Origin of the sequence: Wolbachia endosymbiont (group A) of Beris morrisii (genome assembly GCF_964028185.1) — a bacterium.
GTDB lineage: Bacteria > Pseudomonadota > Alphaproteobacteria > Rickettsiales > Anaplasmataceae > Wolbachia.
This window is the reverse complement of sequence record NZ_OZ034760.1, coordinates 902,575-922,889: the sequence shown is the minus strand read 5'-3', so window position 1 is coordinate 922,889 and position 20,315 is coordinate 902,575. Positions and strand designations below refer to the sequence as shown.

21 protein-coding genes and 1 tRNA gene are annotated in these 20,315 nt (G+C 36.2%); 13 read left to right on the top strand and 9 right to left on the bottom strand.

Annotated features, from left to right (window positions below):
• The first annotated feature begins 15 nt into the window (after positions 1-15).
• Both tyrS and ABWU69_RS04720 read left to right on the top strand, forming a co-directional pair.
• On the top strand, positions 16-1,266 hold the full coding sequence (tyrS, locus tag ABWU69_RS04725) for a tyrosine--tRNA ligase (RefSeq protein WP_353285016.1): 1,251 nt from the start codon (positions 16-18) through the stop codon (positions 1,264-1,266).
• 68 nt (positions 1,267-1,334) lie between these two features.
• On the top strand, positions 1,335-1,811 hold the full coding sequence (locus ABWU69_RS04720) for an SWIM zinc finger domain-containing protein (protein WP_265026350.1): 477 nt from the start codon (positions 1,335-1,337) through the stop codon (positions 1,809-1,811).
• 275 nt (positions 1,812-2,086) lie between these two features.
• Here ABWU69_RS04720 and ABWU69_RS04715 read toward each other — a convergent pair whose 3' ends face one another.
• The gene (locus ABWU69_RS04715; protein WP_353285015.1) at positions 2,087-2,215 is read right to left on the bottom strand and encodes a hypothetical protein; all 129 of its coding nucleotides are present in this window, start codon (positions 2,213-2,215) and stop codon (positions 2,087-2,089) included.
• Positions 2,216-2,883: 668 nt separating this feature from the next.
• Between ABWU69_RS04715 and polA the strand changes: the two genes are divergently transcribed.
• Together polA and ABWU69_RS04705 are read left to right on the top strand one after the other, a co-directional pair.
• Positions 2,884-5,457 (top strand): DNA polymerase I, encoded by a 2,574-nt coding sequence (polA, locus tag ABWU69_RS04710; protein ID WP_341818461.1) that lies wholly within the window; start codon positions 2,884-2,886, stop codon positions 5,455-5,457.
• A 49-nt stretch (positions 5,458-5,506) separates the two neighbouring features.
• On the top strand, positions 5,507-6,616 hold the full coding sequence (locus tag ABWU69_RS04705; protein ID WP_353285014.1) for a hypothetical protein: 1,110 nt from the start codon (positions 5,507-5,509) through the stop codon (positions 6,614-6,616).
• A gap of 36 nt (positions 6,617-6,652) precedes the next feature.
• On the opposite strand, the gene ABWU69_RS04700 is transcribed toward ABWU69_RS04705, so the two are convergent.
• The 5 genes from ABWU69_RS04700 to ABWU69_RS04680 all read right to left on the bottom strand — a co-directional run bounded on the left by ABWU69_RS04700 (position 6,653) and on the right by ABWU69_RS04680 (position 9,402).
• Positions 6,653-7,432: an exodeoxyribonuclease III gene (locus tag ABWU69_RS04700; RefSeq protein WP_265026347.1), complete on the bottom strand. Its 780-nt coding sequence runs from the start codon at positions 7,430-7,432 to the stop codon at positions 6,653-6,655.
• Positions 7,432-8,139, bottom strand: coding sequence for a uroporphyrinogen-III synthase (locus tag ABWU69_RS04695; RefSeq protein WP_265026346.1), 708 nt, complete (start codon positions 8,137-8,139; stop codon positions 7,432-7,434). The genes ABWU69_RS04700 and ABWU69_RS04695 overlap by 1 nt, the downstream gene beginning before the upstream one ends.
• Before the next feature lie 152 nt (positions 8,140-8,291).
• Complete coding sequence (locus ABWU69_RS04690; RefSeq protein WP_265034410.1) at positions 8,292-8,675, bottom strand: hypothetical protein; 384 nt, start codon at positions 8,673-8,675, stop codon at positions 8,292-8,294.
• An 81-nt stretch (positions 8,676-8,756) separates the two neighbouring features.
• Positions 8,757-9,248 (bottom strand): hypothetical protein, encoded by a 492-nt coding sequence (locus ABWU69_RS04685; RefSeq protein ID WP_265034409.1) that lies wholly within the window; start codon positions 9,246-9,248, stop codon positions 8,757-8,759.
• A gap of 69 nt (positions 9,249-9,317) precedes the next feature.
• Positions 9,318-9,402: transfer RNA gene (locus ABWU69_RS04680), tRNA-Leu, on the bottom strand.
• Between the two features lie 62 nt (positions 9,403-9,464).
• Between ABWU69_RS04680 and tldD the strand changes: the two genes are divergently transcribed.
• Positions 9,465-10,883, top strand: coding sequence for a metalloprotease TldD (gene tldD, locus ABWU69_RS04675; RefSeq protein WP_265026344.1), 1,419 nt, complete (start codon positions 9,465-9,467; stop codon positions 10,881-10,883).
• Positions 10,884-11,476: 593 nt separating this feature from the next.
• Here tldD and ABWU69_RS04670 read toward each other — a convergent pair.
• Positions 11,477-11,611, bottom strand: coding sequence for a hypothetical protein (locus ABWU69_RS04670; RefSeq protein WP_265035737.1), 135 nt, complete (start codon positions 11,609-11,611; stop codon positions 11,477-11,479).
• Positions 11,612-12,136: 525 nt separating this feature from the next.
• Here ABWU69_RS04670 and ABWU69_RS04665 point away from each other — a divergent pair.
• The 4 genes from ABWU69_RS04665 (at position 12,137) to ABWU69_RS04650 (ending at position 13,050) form a co-directional block, all read left to right on the top strand.
• Positions 12,137-12,367, top strand: coding sequence for a hypothetical protein (locus ABWU69_RS04665; RefSeq protein WP_265034407.1), 231 nt, complete (start codon positions 12,137-12,139; stop codon positions 12,365-12,367).
• Between the two features lie 97 nt (positions 12,368-12,464).
• On the top strand, positions 12,465-12,590 hold the full coding sequence (locus ABWU69_RS04660) for a hypothetical protein (RefSeq protein ID WP_265025856.1): 126 nt from the start codon (positions 12,465-12,467) through the stop codon (positions 12,588-12,590).
• 25 nt (positions 12,591-12,615) lie between these two features.
• On the top strand, positions 12,616-12,759 hold the full coding sequence (locus ABWU69_RS04655) for an IS110 family transposase (RefSeq protein ID WP_265025857.1): 144 nt from the start codon (positions 12,616-12,618) through the stop codon (positions 12,757-12,759).
• Positions 12,760-12,876: 117 nt separating this feature from the next.
• Positions 12,877-13,050, top strand: coding sequence for a hypothetical protein (locus ABWU69_RS04650; RefSeq protein WP_353285013.1), 174 nt, complete (start codon positions 12,877-12,879; stop codon positions 13,048-13,050).
• A 774-nt stretch (positions 13,051-13,824) separates the two neighbouring features.
• On the opposite strand, the gene ABWU69_RS04645 is transcribed toward ABWU69_RS04650, so the two are convergent.
• Together ABWU69_RS04645 and ABWU69_RS04640 are read right to left on the bottom strand one after the other, a co-directional pair.
• A complete protein-coding gene (locus ABWU69_RS04645) occupies positions 13,825-15,402 on the bottom strand; it encodes a penicillin-binding transpeptidase domain-containing protein (protein WP_353285012.1) in 1,578 nt (525 codons plus the stop codon).
• On the bottom strand, positions 15,357-16,196 hold the full coding sequence (locus ABWU69_RS04640; protein ID WP_353285011.1) for a polysaccharide deacetylase family protein: 840 nt from the start codon (positions 16,194-16,196) through the stop codon (positions 15,357-15,359). The genes ABWU69_RS04645 and ABWU69_RS04640 overlap by 46 nt, the downstream gene beginning before the upstream one ends.
• 125 nt (positions 16,197-16,321) lie before the next feature.
• Between ABWU69_RS04640 and ABWU69_RS04635 the strand changes: the two genes are divergently transcribed.
• From ABWU69_RS04635 to ABWU69_RS04620, 4 genes are all read left to right on the top strand, one after another.
• The gene (locus tag ABWU69_RS04635; protein WP_353285010.1) at positions 16,322-17,830 is read left to right on the top strand and encodes a YifB family Mg chelatase-like AAA ATPase; all 1,509 of its coding nucleotides are present in this window, start codon (positions 16,322-16,324) and stop codon (positions 17,828-17,830) included.
• 84 nt (positions 17,831-17,914) lie between these two features.
• Entirely contained in the window at positions 17,915-18,472 is a 558-nt protein-coding gene (locus tag ABWU69_RS04630) for a hypothetical protein (RefSeq protein WP_341818498.1), read from the top strand.
• 246 nt (positions 18,473-18,718) lie between these two features.
• Positions 18,719-19,915, top strand: coding sequence for a cell division protein FtsZ (gene ftsZ, locus ABWU69_RS04625; RefSeq protein WP_265034390.1), 1,197 nt, complete (start codon positions 18,719-18,721; stop codon positions 19,913-19,915).
• Complete coding sequence (locus tag ABWU69_RS04620) at positions 19,915-20,313, top strand: EVE domain-containing protein (protein ID WP_265034389.1); 399 nt, start codon at positions 19,915-19,917, stop codon at positions 20,311-20,313. The genes ftsZ and ABWU69_RS04620 overlap by 1 nt, the downstream gene beginning before the upstream one ends.
• Positions 20,314-20,315 lie beyond the last annotated feature (2 nt).

The window sequence follows — 20,315 nt, the reverse complement described above, 5'->3', positions numbered from 1 at the left end:
CATACTAAAAAGATTATGAAACACAAGTCCGAGTTTTTAAATTTTATCCAAGAAAGAGGGTACCTATACCAATGTACAAATATTGAAGGGTTAGATCAGCTATTATCCGAAAATAATCATATAGTCGCATACATTGGGTTTGATTGCACAGCACCAAGTCTTCATATTGGTCATCTAATGCATATTATGATGTTCCGCCACCTGCAAAAATTTGGTTACAAGTCGATAGTTTTACTTGGAGGTGGCACAACGAAAATCGGCGACCCATCCGGTAAGGATAAAGCAAGAAGCTTCTTATCTATCAAGGATATTAGCGAAAATATATCTAGTATAAAGAAAACATTGGAGAAAATGATATCTTTCGATGATGGAAAGACTGGTGCAGTTATAGTAAATAACGCAGACTGGCTGGATAGTATAAAATATATAGACTTTTTGCGTGATATAGGAATACATTTTTCAGTAAATCGCATGCTAAGTTTTGATAGTGTGAAAACCAGGCTAGATAGAGAGCAAACCTTAAGCTTTCTGGAATTCAATTACATGCTATTGCAAGCTTACGACTTTACTGAATTAAACAAAAAATATGATTGTCGTCTGCAGATTGGAGGGTCAGACCAGTGGGGAAATATAGTAAACGGAATTGAGCTTGGAAAAAAGTTGAATTTACCTGAGCTGTTTGGCCTTACTACGCCTCTTTTATTAAATGCACAAGGAAAAAAAATGGGCAAAACTGAAAGTGGAGCAATATGGCTCGATGGCGATATGCTAAAACCTTACGATTATTGGCAATATTTTCGCAACGTTGATGATCAAGATGTTGGACGTTTTTTGAGATTGCTCACTGATGTGCCAATTGATGAGATTAGAAAACTAGAATCTTTAAAGGATCAAGAAATAAATGAAGCAAAAAAAGTTTTGGCAACAGAAGTGACAAAAATATGTCATGGTAATAAAGAAGCAGAACTTGCACGATCTGCTGCAGTTTCTGCTTTTGAAAATGAAGATAGCTCACTACTTCCTGATTACATCATAAAAAAAGAACAAGTTGCAAGCGGCACATCCTTAGTAGACCTGTTACACGATACTGGTTTTGAATTGTCCAAAGGTGCTGCAAAGCGTTTAATACAGGGCAATGGGTGCAAAGTTAATGATAATATTATAACCGACGTTAACTACATAATAAATTCCGAGAGCTTCAAAGGTCGGTCATTTATAAAACTGTCTGCAGGAAAGAAACGCCATATAAAAGTCGTGGTGGGTTAATAAATTTTTATGGAAGAAAGGATATATTAGAAAATTGAGGGCTTTATATATGAAATAAGGAGGCAAAAATGAGACTGTATTATAAAGATATCACAGGTCTTATCAAAGAACCCTACCTCTCTAGCGGAAGAGATTATTTTAACAAAGGAAAGGTGCAGATCATATCTGTTGATGAATCTCACGCTAAATCAAAGGTGGTTGGGTCAAGTAAATATCAGGTAACACTAAAGCACGATGGTCCTCTTTTCAGTGGAACATGTTCCTGCCCTGCATTCTGTTACTTTGGTCCATGTAAGCATATGGCTGCAACGGGTTTTACTTTGATTGATCTTGACAGAAAGGAGTATCGATCATCTATGTGCCTGGGATATGTTGATAAACAAACTCTCCTTGAAAGGTTTTTACTTAAAAAAACAAACAAAGAGCTCATTTCAATAATTGTTCGTCTAGGTGACCAACATCCAGAGATTTTTGAAGAACTAGAGGATGAAGAATATGAGCAATTCACTCAAAGTAAGTTTTCAAAATCCGAGAATTATGTATAAAGTGATTGGAAAGATGGTGAGATCAGGTAATCTATAGCTGGCCCAAGCAAGGTTTCCCTATGTCATACCGCCGCGATATCTCTTAGCCGCATAAGTGTTGAAAGTGCAATCACACAAGGTGATTAATGGTATGTAAATCTCCTCTTGATATCAACCTTCGTTGTTGGGAAAGCAGATAAACCACGTCGAAAATTCGCTTAAACCTTCTAACCACAGGCAAAAAGGCGCTTTTTTAATTTATTTTATTACCATTGAAATTTATGCCGTTAACCACCTTATATAATGCCACTTATAGCACTTTCAACACTTATGCTCTTAGCCGCTAACACGTAGCGGGACGACAGCAGTCCTATGTCATGCCGCCGCGAACCGTCATACCGCCGCGGTATCTCATCAGCTAACAAGTAGCGGGATGACGGTTGTCGTTTAGCTATAAATATTTAAGAAATTTACCAAACGAAAAAAAAGGCAAAAGAAGCCCCGTTGGTGGTTGGCTATTTACTATGTACTAAAATATCGGCGTTTTTTTTATTCTAAAACGCTTGATTAAGAGCGATTTAGCTGCTTTTAACTTGCAACTAACCTACACCGCAAGTGTTTAAGAAATTTACTAAGCAGGAAAAAAGGCAAAGAAACCCCGTAGTAGCTAGCATTCAAATTCTCCCTTGTCAATTTGACGTTTTTTGCTGTCTTAAACGCTTTGTAAGCGCGTTTCGGCTTATATAGGTAAAAACCCAGAAATTTTTAAAGACATGCGATGCACGTAGTGCGAAAAATTAAACATGAGACGCCAAATACCCTAAGTTTTTTGTCGTTAACCTGCACAGATTGCGAAGATAAATAAATAGCTTCAGTCTCATGATAAGGGGACTGGCGAAGGGTGTCAAGTAAGTTTTTTGTTTCTATTCCCAATAAAAGTTTGTTATATGGTTATGCAAGAAGTCTAATTGGTATAACCATGCATGAATGCTATTTTCGGTAAAATCTCTTACAACGCTCAAAAGCAGAAAAACAAAAAATTGATTTTCGCAGCTAAATAGTGGACCATCAAAAGCACGCATAAATATCTACAATGAAAGAAAAAACTTTCACAATCATCGATGGCTATGGTTTTCTTTTCAGAGCTTATTATGTACTACCTCACTTAATTACCACAACAGGAATGCCAATAGGTGGTGTATATGGCTTTCTGAATATGGTTCTTAAGTACATTGCCCATTCGGACTACTTAACTATAGCACTTGATGTGGGGAAAAAGAATTTTAGGCACAATTTATATCCTGAGTACAAAGCAAACAGAGTAACGCCTCCTGAGGATCTAATTCCACAGTTTACCATACTGAGGGAAGCGGTAGAAGCTTTTAACCTCAGCTATGAAGAAATTGAAGGTTATGAAGCAGATGACATAATCGCAACACTAGCTGCAAAATACGCCAACCACCAAGACTTTAAAGTGGTAGTCGTTTCATCAGATAAAGATTTATTTCAACTCTTGAACCACAATATTTTAATATTCGATCCCATTAAAAATATATACATAGATGAAAAACAAGTAATAGAAAAATTTGGTGTAAACTCACACAAGCTTCTTGATTTATTTTCTCTAACTGGTGATGCATCTGATAACATTCCAGGTGTTCCAGGAATAGGTCCGAAGACTGCAGCTAAATTACTAGATGAATTTGATTCATTGAATAATATTATAGAGAACATTGATAACATCGAGCAAACGAGGATTCGTAATATTCTTACCGAACATAAGGAAAAAGCACTAATTTCAAGAGAACTTTTATCACTATGCGAAAAAGTAGACCTTCAACATGATATTGCAAAATATGAAGTCCATTCTCCAAATATGGAGAAACTATTATCCTTTTTAAAGAAGTATGAATTCAATTCCTTAATAGGTAAAATGGAAAAGCTTTTTTCTTACAATGGATCTAGCACAGAAAAGAAAACAGAATATAGTAGTGAAGAGTTAGAGAAATTTTTGGAGCATTGTAGATATGAAGGCAAAATTGTAATTCATTACCACCTTGAAAACAATGTATTAAGTCTATCTTATAGCGAAAGTAATATTTTTTATATAGAGCAAGACAGCATACAAGATGCACTCATTACAATTAACTCAACTTTACTCTCAAATGGGGTGCTTAAAATAATACATAACATTAAAGAGATCAGGAAAATCTTCCCTGCAGTAGAGAAGATGCTAGATTCAGTTGATGATTTGATGATAATGTCGTATAGCTTGGATACAGGAAAGCATGATCACAGTATTCCAAACATAGTTGCGCATAATTTGAGTGAAAATGCAGAAATTTTCTCGGCAAAAACTTTAATAGCAATTCATGAAAAGCTAAAGCAAAGGTTGTTTCAGGAAAAATTGTTCACAATTTACGAGCGCTTCGATAAGCCACTTATGAAAGTAATATTTGATATGGAGAAAAATGGGATATTACTGAACATACAAAAATTACAGGAATTGTCCGATAAATTTCAGCAGGTAATTGCTGTACTTGAAAGTGAGATATATAACTTAGCAGAGGAAAGATTTAATATTGCTTCGCCAAAACAATTAAGTGATGTCTTATTTAATAAAATGGGGCTTAATAAAAAGAAAAAGTCAAAATATGGGTCGTATAGCACCAATTCTGAGGTTCTAGAGGCGCTTGAAGCAGAAGGAGCGGAAATCGCAAGTAAAATCTTAAATTGGCGACATTTAAGTAAATTAAAAGGCACCTACACTGATGCGTTAATAAAGCAAGTTGATCCCATTGATGGTAGAATACACACAAGCTTTTCAACGACTGCAACTGCAACTGGAAGGCTGAGCTCCAGCAATCCTAATTTACAGAACATTCCTATCAGAAGCGAAGAAGGAAATCTCATTAGACAAGCATTTATTGCGCCAAAAGGACATAAGATAATTTCTGCCGACTATTCACAAATAGAATTGAGACTCTTGGCACACGTTGCAAACGTTGCAGCATTTAAAGAAGCTTTTGCAAACGGACAAGATATTCACGATATCACCGCAAGGCAAGTTTTTGGAGTGCAAGAAATAGATGAGCAATTAAGACGCAAAGCAAAATCCATTAATTTTGGAATTATATATGGCATTAGTCCGTTTGGCCTTGCAAAACGGCTTGGAATTACCATTGCGGAAGCTGCTGAATACATTAATTACTATTTTTCCTGTTACCCAGAAATAAAAGTCTATATGGAAAAAGCAGTGTCTATCGCGAGATTGCATGGTTATGTAGAAACTTTGTTTGGCAGGAGATGCTTTGTAAGAGACATAAACAATACAATTCCTTATGTAAGACAATTTGCAGAAAGGGCAGCAATAAATGCACCACTGCAAGGCACCGCTGCTGATATAATAAAACGTGCGATGATTCAGCTTTTTGACCAATTGAAAGTAGGTAAAATAATCCTCCAGGTTCACGATGAACTACTGGTTGAAGTAGAAGACGAAAAGGTACAAGAAACAGCAAAACTTATGAAAGATATAATGGAAAATGCAATAGAAATTTCTGTACCACTTGAAGTAGAAATAAAAGTTGGCGACAACTGGGGTCTAAATTCCCTTAATTATGACTTAAACATCGTGAATTCTAGGAGTATAAATCATTTGAACTAATACGAAAAATATGTTAGAATAGAACATAGCAAATGCAAATAGGTCAGCCATGACAGGCCCACAAGTAAAAAGTTCAAAACCTCCAAAGTTACCTACTCAGGTAACTAACAAAGATGAGAAAACTTTTGAAAAAGAGGAACATCAGTTAATCTATCGTGCTTTCCTATATACTTTAGAAAATCCAGAAAATCTAGAGAAGCAAACGAAACAGAAATTGAAAGAAGAACTTTTAGATCAAGAAAAACAAAAATTACAGAGTGATCTGGAGTCATTAAATAAACGATTAGAGCGATTACAGAATGGAAATGAAAAGAAAATTTTTACTTTTATATCAAAAAATCATGAAGGTATATTCAATAATATTAATCAAGAAGATATAAAGTTACTAAGTGAAGAGAATTTCTGTCAGTTTTTACTTTCTGTATTTAAAGAAATTAGAGAGCAAGGCTTAGCTAGAGAAGAGAAATTTAATAATGATAAAATACAACAAATAATAACCAAGTGTGTAGCTGATATACGGGGTACAGAAGCTAAAGATTCACTAATAAAGCTTCTCGGGTGGCCGCTTGGAGTAAAGGTAGATCCTAAAAACGCTCTTGGCTCTATTAAAGACGGATTATTAGAGAAGGTGCCATTTTTCGGTAAAGACAAAAAAGAGGAAGATGAACCACCACTCAGTGATGAAGAGATGGTAACAACGTTCTTACGTAAGATCTTTCTTCCTATTCTTTTTTCCATTGCTTCAATATCAATTTTTGGTCCTACTACACTTGCGGTAGTTGTTGCTGCTATTGGTGCAATATTTGCTATAAAAGGAGGAGTGGGAGTTCTTTTTTCAAATAACAAAAAAGGTACTTTGTATGACCCTAGCTCACAAGATAAAGATGATACAGAAAAGAGAGCAAAACTGAATGGAAAAATTCTCGAGGGCATTGATGATATTTTAAAAACCCCAGTTACAGGAGTTGAGAAAGGCACCTCTGTTTCTGAACAAATTTCCCAAGAAAAAGAAAAGAGTGAACAACAACCTGTTCCTGAGCAAATTTCCCAGGAAAACAACAGGGGAAACGAAAAGAGTGAGCAGCAAGATCGATCTTGGGCAGGAAAGGAAAACAAACGAAGGGAAGAGACCATAGAGCAGCAATCAAGTAAGACCTAGGTTTGCCAAAAAGTGAGTTGTGTAAGAGGTCTACTATTATTCTATAGCACATACAACAGGAGTATGGTCAGACGGATTTTCTAGCTTACGCAATCTATCATCTATGTAGCATGTTTCCAATTTATCTACAGCTTGTGGTGATAACAGCATATAATCTATTCGCATTCCTTGATTATTTCTGAGTGAATTGCCTTGATAATGCCACCAAGTAAATTGTTGCAAATTTGGGTGAGATATTCTAAACGCGTCTTTAAACCCAAGATTCAAGACTGCTCTTAACTTCTCACGTTCTTTTATATGAAAGCACACTTGGCCATTCAATAAATTTGAATCAAAGACATCAATTTCATCCGGTGCAACATTATAATCGCCAGCTATAATAGTTAACTCTTCATTCTTTAACAAAGTGCTCATCCTTTCATATAGGTTATCAAAAAACTTGAGTTTATATTCAAATGCGTGAGAGTCCGGGCTTTGACCGTTTGGAACGTATACACTTCCTACCCTTATCTTACTATTGGTATGCTTTATCACACACTCTATATAACGTGCTTCTTGATGACTCTCTACAACATCAATTTTTAATTTTTCCAGTATCGGATATTTAGATAAAACACAAACGCCGTTTCTTGCAACTTGTCCATAGATAGCATATTCATATCCTAACTTTTCTATCTCTGCATAAGGAAATTGCTCTTCTGTACATTTTATCTCTTGCAGCAAAACTATATCTATCTGACTATCAACTATAAAACTACAAAGTTGGTTAACTCTTTTACGTATGGAGTTTACATTCCAAGTTGCAATCTTTAGCATCAACAGTCCTTATTAATTATATCAATTAAACTCTCCCCAGTAGGCAACCTCGATGTTATAATTTTTTTCCATTTGATTAACTTTAAACTATCAGCAATGTTTTTACTCATGGTATATGCAACTGTATTATTCATCACATGAGATAGCCCACTTTTTAGAACTAATGAACAAAATACCCTTGCTGTCTGTGAGGAAAAAAAAGCAACACTATCAATTTTACTATCCAACAGTAAATTTTTACACCTATTAGTTAGACTCCTTTTAATAATTGTTTTATAGAGTACAACTTCTCTTACGTTAAAATCTTCTTCAGATAATCTCTTTTTTAGGTCACATGATACTTCTTGTCCTCTTATATATAAGAACTTTATTGCACTTGAATAGTGAGCTTTTATGAATGATATCAGACCATCAACGTTGCTGTCTGCTGAGATTATATCAGAAAATCCCAAATTTTTTGCAGCCTGCATGGTTGAATTACCAACTGTAATAATCGGAAAGTCATCCACTTTGCATATTTGACTAAAAGCCTTTACACTGTTTTTACTTGTAGATATCACAACGTCAAATTCGTACGCAGATATATCAGGATTTAAGTACTTTATTGTGAATACTGGTTCTATAAAAACTTTGTATCCATACTTTCTCAATATATTTCTTGTATTGAACGAATCCAATAAAGGCCTCGTTAATAAAATAGACTTCATTCTGATTTATTTCACTACTAGTAAAATAGTACCCTTTATACACAAATTACTGAATAAAAATTTTTATTTTGATGGCTTGAGCAACTATTCAAGTAATTGATGTTGAAATAAGGATACTCAGTCCCCTATTTACCACTAAGCTTTAAATTCACTTATACTTTTTTAATGCTAATTACATTGAACTCTGTTGAATCATTCCATTCACCTGGAGTTATATTGAATACTAATTCTCTCTCATCTAAAGATAAAGTTCCATTATCTATCTTATAGTTATTTGTATAACACTTTTTGATTCTGCTATCTTCTATCCTCTCTTCTATTTGTAAAGATTTTGGATTAAGCATTATATCTTTATGTACGTTTCCATCGGAACATATATATGTATATAAGTTTTTGAATACCAAATTCTCATATTCATCACGTTCTACTACATATGCACTACGATCTATCAGATCTGGATTATCCTTATTATATTCAGATATTACATAATGAGCATTATCCTCAAAAAAATCTGGGTGACTGTTTGAAAAATCCATATACTAACCTCTTTTATTATTAAACTATTAGTATTATAGCTAATATTCCTATACAAGTCAAATAAGTTAACTTGTTAACACTTAAACTGCTTTTGCGGTTGGAGAGAGGTTATCAGTAGGTTTTTCTGCCTGTGGTTTGCTGATCAAAGTCCGAATGATATTAGTTGCCATAATAGCACAACCTAAAATAAAAAAAGGTGTAGAAACAAAATAGATAACAGAAGACTCAAAAAGCGACATAGATGCAATACCTCCTATTAGAAATGAAACACTGGATACTATATCAAGATAGATCTTCGTTAATTTTTCTTGTCCAGGAGAGTTTTCTACACCAAGCTGCTTATTAAGCTCACATTTTCGAAAGTGATCAGTACGTGACCATAAATTTAAGCCAAGTGAAATTGCACTTAGTGTGATACTAAGAGCGGCAGAATGTACACTTAGCCCAGAAATATTAAAGACTAATATTGCTATATATCCAATAAAAAGGACAGTAGATAGCGCAGTAACTAAGCGTTTCGAGTAAGTTCGTACCTTCTTTCTGTAGGCTAACTTATCTTTTTCACCATACATAGCATAAATATTACCTAATACTTATATTGTAGCATTAATTAATTCAACAAGCAATATGGAAGCTAAGAGTGCCCGAGAGAAGACTTGAACTTCCACAACTTAAAAAGTTACTAGCACCTGAAGCTAGCGCGTCTACCAATTCCGCCACCCGGGCTTTTTATAGTTTACTATGTTAAAGTTAAATAATATACTTAAACAATTTTTAGTTCAAAGGTAATGCCAAATCTAGATCAAATATTTTTCGCTCAAAACAATGTTAATATTAATAACGTATATAAAATAGTCAATAGCGCTTTGAGCAATAGCGATGGTGGTGAGCTGTTTCTAGAATTTTGCCAGTCGGAGTCCCTGCTTTTTGAGGATAACATATTAAAACACATGGACTTGAATACTAGAAGGGGATTTGGTTTAAGGTCTTTTTGTGAGGATAGTACATCTTTCGTTTGTTCTTCTGAGATTAGCGAAAAAGAAATTAGTAATGCTGCTTCTATGGTAAAAAGCTCAGTGTCTTTAAACAAGACAAATTCAATAAATTTAAACGAAGAGACGACAAGCCTATATTCGAGGATTAACCCCATAAATGAAATGGATCTGAATTCAAAGATTAAACTACTCAATGAGGTTAATGAGTATGTAAGGTCCAAAAATAACTGCGTGAAGCAAGTAAAAATAACTTTAAGTGGAGAATGGCAAGTCGTACAAATAATAAAAGGTGATCACAGATTAAGCGATATCAGGCCTCTGGTACGTTTCAATGTGCTAGTCATTGTAGAAAAAGATGGTCGTACCGAAAGAGGTTCTGCAGGGCATGGTGGAAGGGACTCTTATAGTAAGTTTATTTCTGAGAAAAAGTGGAAAGAAGTTGCAAACCAAGCGTTAGAACAAGCACTGGTAAATCTTGAAGCAATTCCAACTCCAGCCGGAGAAATGACAGTCGTTTTAGGTCCAGGCTGGCCAGGAATATTGTTACACGAAGCCGTGGGTCATGGACTTGAGGGCGACTTCAATCGTAAAAAAGTTTCAGCATTTTCAAATTCTGTGGGTAAACAAGTAGCGGCTAGTGACATCACAGTAGTTGATGACGGAACTCTGCCTAATTTGCGTGGCTCTATCAGCGTAGACGATGAAGGCACTCCACCCAGTTATAATATATTGATAGAGAATGGGATCCTCAAAGGATACATGCAGGATCATATGAACGCTAAACTCATGGGTGTAAATCCAACCGGTAATGGTAGAAGAGAAAGTTATAAAGAAGTTATTATGCCGCGCATGACAAACACCTATATGCTGCCTGGAAAACATACACCGGAGGAAATAATATCTAGCGTAAAGAAAGGTCTATATGCAGTAAATTTCGGTGGTGGGCAAGTTGATATAACGTCAGGAAAATTTGTTTTTTCATCTTCGGAAGCTTACCTAATAGAAAATGGTAAAATTACACAGCCAGTCAAAGGAGCAACACTAATTGGTGACGGTCCAACAGTGTTGAAAAAAGTATCTATGGTTGGTAATGATCTAAAGTTGGATCCTGGTGTTGGCACATGCTCAAAAGATGGACAAAATGTACCCGTTGGAGTTGGTCAGCCGACACTCAAAGTCGACGCAATAACTGTTGGTGGAACTGAGATATAGATAAGGGCTAAAACGGATTCCAGCGCATGACGTACAATTGTACAAACATTGTAGCCGTTATCCAAGTAGCCTGCAGAAACGAAAAAACTTACTTGACACCCTTTGCCAGCCCCCTTATCATGAAACTGAAGCTATTGTATTTGCTTTCGCCAATCTGCAGATTAAAAGGTAAGGATTACTTAATGTATCGGCGTCTTATGTTTAATTTTTTGCAGTATATAGATACTGTATGTCTTTACAAAACTTCATCTACATCTAGATTTTTATCTAAATAAGCTGAACGCGCTTATAAAGCGTTACAAGACATCAAAAAATGCCAATACTCGACAGAGATAGTAAAAGACTAGCTAACTCGGGGATTCTTTGTCTTTTTTTCTGCTTAGTAAATTTCTTAAACATTTGCAGCGTAGGTTAGTTGCAATTAAAAGCAGCTGAATCTCGCTTGTCAAGCGTTTAAAACATAAAAAACGCCAATATTTTAAAGCGGATAATAACCACGGGGCTTCTTTTGCCTTTTTTTTCGTTTGGTAAATTTCTTAATGTTTATAGCTAAAAGAGCCCAAGAGAGGTGTCATTCCAGTGCCCCTGTGATGTCATTCCAGTGCTTGACACTGGAATCCAGTTTTCCATATAATCTCATCGAAAACGTTGTAACCACTTTCTATGCTAGTTTGCTTGTAAACAAGCAAACTTTCCTGGATCCCAGTGTCTGGGCACTGGGATGACAAGAGAAGGTACTGGATGACACCCTGACAACCGTCATCCCGCTACGTGTTAGCGGCTAAGAGATACCACGGCGGCATGACGTAGAGCTCGCATTAGCTATACTTTTATACTCACCAACTCAGCTGGATCCAAGTAGTCAAAGCACTGGAATGACAATGTGGAGTGTCTGCTTCTGTCATCCTATGATAGGATCCAGTCTAAAAAAAAAGACCTGGATTGTATCTTAAAAAAAGTCAAAAGACTATGATAAGCAAAGGAGTGATACTGTGTCTGGGTAAAAACCGTTGCTGGCTTAAAGCAAAATGTAGTACGAACGGTAGGTGGATCTAAAAGATCGAATTACAATCCTGTATACAACATTTGCATTGATTATATTTATAGGTAAAAAAATGGCTAGAATAAATTTTATGGGAGTAGATGTTTCCAAGGGAACATTGAATTAATGGCAAGCATAAGCGCATAGCAAACATGAATGATGCTATATCTAAGTTTATAGAAACAAATATAGTCGATTTACCCATCAAGTTATGTGTAAACCGGCGGCTACGAAAAACTCGTTGCAAAATTGTTACAAGATAACTGTCCATAAAGCTCACCCGAATCGGGTATATGCATTTGCCAAAGCTTGCAATCACTTCGCAAAAACTGACAAATTGGATGCTAAATTACTGGAAAAATACGCTGAATTTATCAGTAAAGACGGTGAAGTAAAAGGATGTACAAAAGCAAGAAGAATTAAAGGAGCTAGGAGCAGTTGAGCGTAATTTAAATCATGCAAATAAGTGTCGTCTGCAAAATGCAACGGGAAAAGCTAGAGAATATATAGAAAGACAGATAGAGTTTGCTGAAAAACAATTGAAGGAAATTAGGCAAGACATAGAAGACGTGATAGCTGAATTGAAAGGAAAAAATGAGCTTTTAATCAGCTATAAAGGTATTGGGTCAAAGACGGCGAGCGTTCTACTGACAGAGGTTTGGTAGATTAGAGAATAGAGAAATTGCATGCTTGGTTGGAGTTGCACCTAAAACTAGCGAAAGTGGAAGAAAAGTTGGCAAAGCTCAAATCAAAGGAGATGCAAGGAAAGCACTATACATGTCAGCTCTTGTTGCTATGCGCCACAACAGAAAAATGAAAGCAGCGTTTGGTTGATTCTGGCAAAGCTGCTAAGGTTGCATTAGTTGCTGTCATGAGAAAAATTATCGTTTGTTTAAATGCCATGATAAAAAATAACAATTTTTATCTTGACTCTTAAGACGGTAGATTCCAGTGCCCAGACATTGGAATCCAGAAAAATTGATTGTGCACTATACAACATTTTCGATCAAAAGCTGGATTCCAGACTGGAATGACAGCAGTCCTACGTCATGCCACCGCGAACCGTCATCCCACCACGAACCGTCATACCGCCACGAATCGTCATACCGCCGCGGTATCTCTTAGCATAGATTCCGCTAACACGTAGCGGGATGACGAGGCTTATCGTCATGCCACCGCGAACCGTCATACCGCCACGAATCGTCATACCGCGATTTATTTGCGGTATCTCTTAGCATAGATTCCGCTAACACGTAGCGGGATGACGATTGTCAGGGTGTCATCCAAGTAGCCTCTTTTTTGTCATCCCAGTGCCCAGACTGGAATGACACCCTACTTAACCGTCATACCGCGATTCATTCGCGGTATCTCAGCCGCTAACAAGAGATCCCGCTAACAAGCAGCGGGATGACGGTTGTCGTTTAGCCATAAATGTTTAAGAAATTTACCAAACAAAAAAAAGGCAAAAGAAACCCTGGTCATTGTCTATTTTCAGTATTGGCGTTTTTTAAGTCTTAAATACTGCAATTTAGCTGCTTTTAAATGCAACTAACCTTAGCTAAAATGTTTAAGAAATTTACTAAGCAGAAAAAAAGGCAAAAGAAACCCCGTGGTAATTAGTGTTCACTCTCTCATCTTTCAAATTGGCGTACTATACTGTCTTAAACGACTTATAAGCGCGTTTCAGCTTATATAGGTAAAAACCTAGAAATGTTGTGAAGACATAAGGTGCACATAGTGCAAAAAATTAAAAATAAGACGCCAACTACGTTGTTTTTTTGCTGTTTAATCTGCACAGATGAAGATAACTGAATACCTTCAGTTTTATGATAAGGGGGCTGGCAAAGGGTGTCAAGTAAGTTTTTTCGTTTCTATTCCCAATAAAAGTTTGTTATATGGTTATGCAAGAAGTCTAATACTCATAGTTTCAAGCATATACTGAAATATCTCATTAGCTATAGCAACATCTTGGCGTGGGGCTTTGCCGTGTTCTATAAACACAGAGATTGCGTAGCGCGGGTTATGGTAAGGGCCATAAGCGATAAATAACTTATGACTTTCGCCCTTAGAGTTTATCTCTGGTGTACCGGTTTTGCCTGCAATTTGTATACCGCTTAACCCTTTTTTATAGGTTCCAGTTTTAGAATTCACCACGTCAAACATAGCTTTTCGAACTATGCTAAGATGCTCACAATCCACATCAATATCGGGAAAATCTTGTATCGTTTCATTCATCTTAATGCGGGGAATTACCTCTTTTCCTGTTGCAATCCTCGCCGAAAGAACTGCAAGCTGTAGTGGTGTTGTAAGCATATACCCTTGTCCTATAACTAGGTTGATAGTGTCACCTAAATACCACTGCGAATATAGCTTTCGTGCGCGCCAATCTCTATCGGGCAACAATCCTGGAGCTTCTTCTTTAAACGTTCCAATCAGTGGCCCACTTCCAATACCAAATTTTCTGGCCATTTCTACTAGAGAGTCTACACTTATTTTTTTTCCTATGTTATAAAAGTAAGTGTTGCATGATAATGCCATTGCCTCATTTAAAGATACATATCCATGGACTTTGCTTTTCAGGCAACGAAATTTCCGCTCACCTATTTTCATATAGCCCTTACACGAGAATTTCTCTTCTGGTGTGATTATCCCGTCTTTTAAACCCGCAAGCGCAACTATTATTTTAAATATTGAACCAGGTGGAATTTGATATGATAACGCACGATTCACGAGCGGCAATGAAGGAGCATTCAAGCTCTCCCAAGTCTCATTTGATAATCTGCTAGCAAAAAGATTATTATCGTAAGAAGGTGAATTATATAATGCTAAAATTTCTCCATTATTTACATTAATTACCACTGCGGAGCCCTGGTGATCTTTAAATACCTCTGCGATTTTCTCTTGCAGATTAATATCAATTGTCAGTTGTACATCTTGTCCGTCTTGTTGTGGTATGCTTGATAATTCTTTTATGACGCGTTTTTTAGAATTTATTTCCTGCTCAGATTTTCCTGGCTTGCCTTTCAATATATGATCATATGTATATTCAATACCGCTGATTCCTACTTCGTTTATACCTTGCTGTCTTTTTGTATATCCAATTACATGAGAACATATTGAACCAAACGGGTAATAACGTTTATAAAGAGCAGTTACTTTTGTTTCTGACGATTTTGCTATTTTAGACTCGACTTCTGATAATGTTTGCAAATCAACTTCCTTACCAGAACCATCAAACAAAACAACATACGAAATTTTGTTTATCGCAAGTTCAATGCTATTCCTATCTAAAATTTTGCCTCGCTGAGGCATAATAGTGGTGATTCGTACCCTATTGTTATTAGACAGCGTTTCGTATTTTTGTCTGTTTCGTACTTGTAAATTATATAACCTATAGCTAAAAACAGCGGAAATGGTAAGCTGAATACCGCCTAATATAAATGCTCTGCGGTTAAAGACTTTGTTTTTTGTCCACATAACATTCCTTCAAAACGCACTTTTCCCCCCTCTTTTATTGTTACACTTCTGGCTTTTACCGTATTACAAACCCTTTTTTCCCACTCACTTAAGGTAACAAATTTGTAACCTGATTTTTTTAGTATTTTAATAATATGAGGTAAAGCTTCAATTGTGTTTGATCTGTTATTGTGATCATGAAACAGTATAACTGCTCCATTATGTACATTACTTAAAACTCTTTCAACTAAAGCTTCTGGTTTATCACCTTGCCAATCTAGCGAATCAACTGTCCATAATATTGAATACATATTTAATTGATCAGTATTTTCAATCAGATTATCGTCATGACATCCATATGGCGGACGAAACCATTTTACATCTTGTTTTATTACATTTTTAATTGCTGTATTTGTCTTTTCCAATTCTTGCAATTGTTCCTCACTTGAAAGTGATGTCAACTTCCTATGCGACCAAGAGTGATTGCCTAACTCATGACCTGATTCATGAATTTTCTTTACTATTTCAGACGTTTTTTCATTTATACGTTCACCAAGCACAAAAAATGTTGCTTTTGCTTCATAGCTTTCCAGAACATTAATAATATCGTTTACTCTATTGTTAGACGGTCCATCATCAAACGTAAGCACAACAAACTTATCGTCGTTATTCAACAATTTTTTTATATTACTTAAATTTCTATATGATAGATCCAGATTACAACTAAGCCCACAGTATGGTAAATTAAAATTACAATCACTACAGAAAACTGCGCTTGAGTATAGCAAAAGAAAAGTTATTATCCTTATAAACATTTTGTAATCAGCAAAGCGATAGGATACTATGCACTTTTTTGCTAAGTTAAGCCATCTTTAATTGCTGTAGCCTTTACTTCATCACTTCTTTAATATATTATATTAACAATTTTATATAATATATTATGATTGCAAATATAAATACCGTTGCGCTTCAGGGAATTAGCACAGTAAATGTCAATGCACAAATTCATATGGCAAATGGTATTCCAGCTTTTAATATTGTTGGATTACCGGATAAAACTGTTGCAGAATCCAAAGAGCGCATCAGAGCAGCGTTAAATTCAATCAATCTACTACTACCTCCAAAAAGAATTACAGTTAATCTCTCCCCTGCGGATTTGCTGAAAGAAGGCAGTCATTATGACTTGGCTATTGCTATTGGACTACTTGTTGTAATGAATGTGATACCAGTTGAAAAAGTTCAGTCTTATATCATTATGGGTGAGCTTGCCCTTGATGGCAGAGTTATTCCAGTTTCAGGTGTGCTGCCAACAGCAATCAATGCAAAACAGACAAATAAAGGAGTAATTTGCCCAAGGGGAAATGGAGTAGAGGCTTTATGGGTAAAGAATGTTTCAATTCTAGCTATAGAGAAATTAACTGATATTATCAGACACTTTAAGGGTAAACAATTAATTCAGCCAGTAATTTTTAATTATAGTGATGCACCCAAAGAAAAAAGATTGATTCCCGATATGAAGGATATCAAAGGCCAAGTTGTTGCAAAAAGAGCAGCTGAAATTGCAGCAGCAGGTGGACATAATATGCTTCTTGTTGGCCCTCCTGGTACTGGAAAGTCAATGCTTGCTAAGCGCTTTATAGGATTGCTGCCTGATTTGACCGAACAGGAGATGATTGATGTTAATATTATTTCCAGCATAACAAAAACTGGTAATGAAATATTCAAAGTAGCGCGTCCCTTTCGTGAACCTCATCATTCATGCTCTATGCCAGCAATGATAGGAGGAGGAAAGAATGCAAAACCTGGAGAAATTACCATGGCTCATAATGGCGTGTTATTCCTTGATGAGTTGCCAGAATTTCCAAGACTTGTGCTTGATTCTCTGCGCCAACCACTTGAAGATAGAAAAGTTACCGTTGCAAGGGCAAATGCTCACATAACCTACCCTGCAAATTTTCAACTGATTGCTGCAATGAACCCTTGCAGGTGCGGTTATTTAGGTGATGCAAGTAGATCGTGCAACAAAGCTCCAAAGTGTGGCACAGATTACAAAAACAAAATATCAGGACCATTGCTTGATAGAATAGACATATGCATTGAAATGCCAAACGTTAGCATACTCTCTCCTGAAATCTCTGTGGAGGGAGAAAGTACTAAGATCATGAGAGAAAGAGTGATAGCAGCGAGAAAAATTCAAACTGAGCGTTATAGTAAATTGAATGTTCGTTGTAACGCAGAAGTAAGCGGTGAAGCATTTAATAAATTTACTGAACCAGATCAGGCAGGGTTAGAATTGCTAAAATACGTACTGAAAGAAAATTACATTTCCAATCGAGGCTACACACGCGTATTAAAAGTTGCAAGAACCATTGCAGATCTTACAAAAAGTGAAGAAGTAAAAAGAGCACACATTGCTGAAGCGTTGAATTACAGAATAAGGGTATATTAAAAAATTAGTTTACTTGACAGACAATTTGTTTCATTATATACTGCCCTTAATGAAATTTTAACATTCTATTTAAGGAGTAGAGTTATGACAATAAATATTACAGCAGAAGATTCTTTCATTGGAGCTAATAAAACAGGATATAATAAGTCTGAGAAAGGGTTTTTGAATACAACCAAGGGAGTTGCTAGCGTAAATTGGCAATACGTATGTCACCATCCATACAAAACGGCCGCGACTTTTGTAGCAATTGCAGCAGCAATTTCGCTTACAGCTGCTTATTTTTTGAGCCCAGCTTATGCGGCTTTCGTTGGTACAGTTGGAACAAAAGCTGCAACACTCGTTAGTCCTGCTATTACTGCAGTATCTGCATTTTTAGTTGCTCATCCATTAGTTGCTAGTTTGATAGTTGTTGCTGCGGTGGCAGCTTTAATAGCTGCACCTGTGTATGCATGTCTGAACAGTAGTAAGGCAAGTCAAATTGATGCAGTGAAAGAAGTATTCAATAAGTGTGAAAAAGATAAAGATGGTGATAAGCCTGCAATGGATGGTGATAAGGTTAAAGTAAAGGATGGTGATGCATCAACGCTCTTGACTGAAATTGGAGTAGCAATTGGAGTAGTTCCAGCACCAGCAAAAGCATAATAAAGTAGCTTAAGCAGAATAAAAAGGGATAGGTTTCTATCCCTTTTTATAACATTTTCTATTTTTTTGTATCGATAGAATGATACCTTCTAAAAATACAAAGTTATTATCTGTTATTTAAAATGTTATTAAGAATAAGTAAACCATATTTACTATTTTATGTCTATAGGAGTGAAAAGTATTTGCTTATTATTAAAAAAGCGGTAACTTATTATCAAGTGAATTCGCTAAATTTGAGTAATTTAAATGTCTATTGATCTTAGTCTACCGGAGTTACCTATATTACACCCAAGGATTACCGTTGTGGGAGTGGGTGGTGCTGGTGGAAATGCTGTGAATAACATGATCCAATCCAATTTGCAAGGAGTGAATTTTGTTGTCGCAAATACCGATGCTCAAGCACTAGAAAAGTCTTTGTGTGATAAAAAAATTCAACTGGGTATTAACTTAACCAAGGGTCTTGGTGCTGGTGCTTTGCCTGATGTTGGCAAAGGTGCAGCAGAAGAATCAATTGATGAGATTATGGAGCATATAAAAGATAGTCATATGCTTTTCATCACAGCAGGAATGGGCGGTGGTACTGGAACCGGTGCAGCACCGGTAATTGCAAAAGCAGCCAGAGAAGCAAGAGCCGCAGTTAAGGATAGAGCGCCAAAAGAAAAAAAGATATTGACTGTTGGAGTTGTAACTAAACCGTTCGGTTTTGAAGGTGTGCGCCGTATGCGCACTGCAGAGTTTGGACTTGAAGAATTGCAAAAATACGTGGATACACTTATTGTCATTCCAAATCAGAATTTATTTAGAATTGCAAATGAAAAAACTACATTTTCTGATGCATTTAAACTTGCTGATAATGTTCTGCACATTGGCATCAGAGGAGTAACTGACTTGATGGTCATGCCAGGGCTTATTAATCTTGACTTCGCTGATATAGAAACAATAATGAGCGAGATGGGTAAAGCGATGATCGGCACCGGAGAGGCAGAAGGAGAAGATAGAGCAATTAGTGCTGCGGAAGCTGCAATATCCAATCCATTACTTGATAATGTATCAATGAAAGGTGCGCAAGGAATATTAATTAACATTACTGGTGGCGGAGATATGACTCTGTTTGAAGTTGATGCTGCAGCCAATAGAGTGCGTGAAGAAGTAGATGAAAATGCAAATATAATATTTGGTGCTACTTTTGATCAAGCGATGGAGGGAAGAGTTAGAGTTTCTGTTCTTGCAACTGGCATTGATGGTCGCAATAATAAATCAGAAACTTCACCTATAAGTCAGAGCGAAGACTCAGAGAAAGAGAAATTTAAGTGGCCCTATAGTCACAGTGAAAGTACGCAAGACAAAACACTGGAAACAAAACCAACTGAACAGGTAAGCGAAGGAGCTAAGTGGGGCAGCAATGTTTATGATATACCGGCTTATTTAAGAAGAAAAAAATAATGCAACTTTGGCTACTCAAGTCAGAGCCAAGTGAATACTCATGGCAAAAAATGGAAAAGGAGCAGGTAGTTGAGTGGGATGGCGTGCGCAATTATCAAGCTCAAAATTACATGAAAATTATGAAAGTAAGCGATCTTGCGTTTTTTTATCATACAGGTAAAGAGAAAGCAATACTTGGAATCGTTGAAGTATTTAAAGAGTATTATCATGTTAATGATCACAAGTTCGGATTAGTGAATGTAAAGTTTTTGAACCCTTTAAATAACCAAGTAACGTTAAATAATATAAAACAAAACCCACTTTTGAAAAATATGGCTATATTAAAACAACCACGTTTATCAATTACCCCAGTTTCGGAAATTGAATGGAATGAAATAATAAGCATGAGTGATGTGTAATA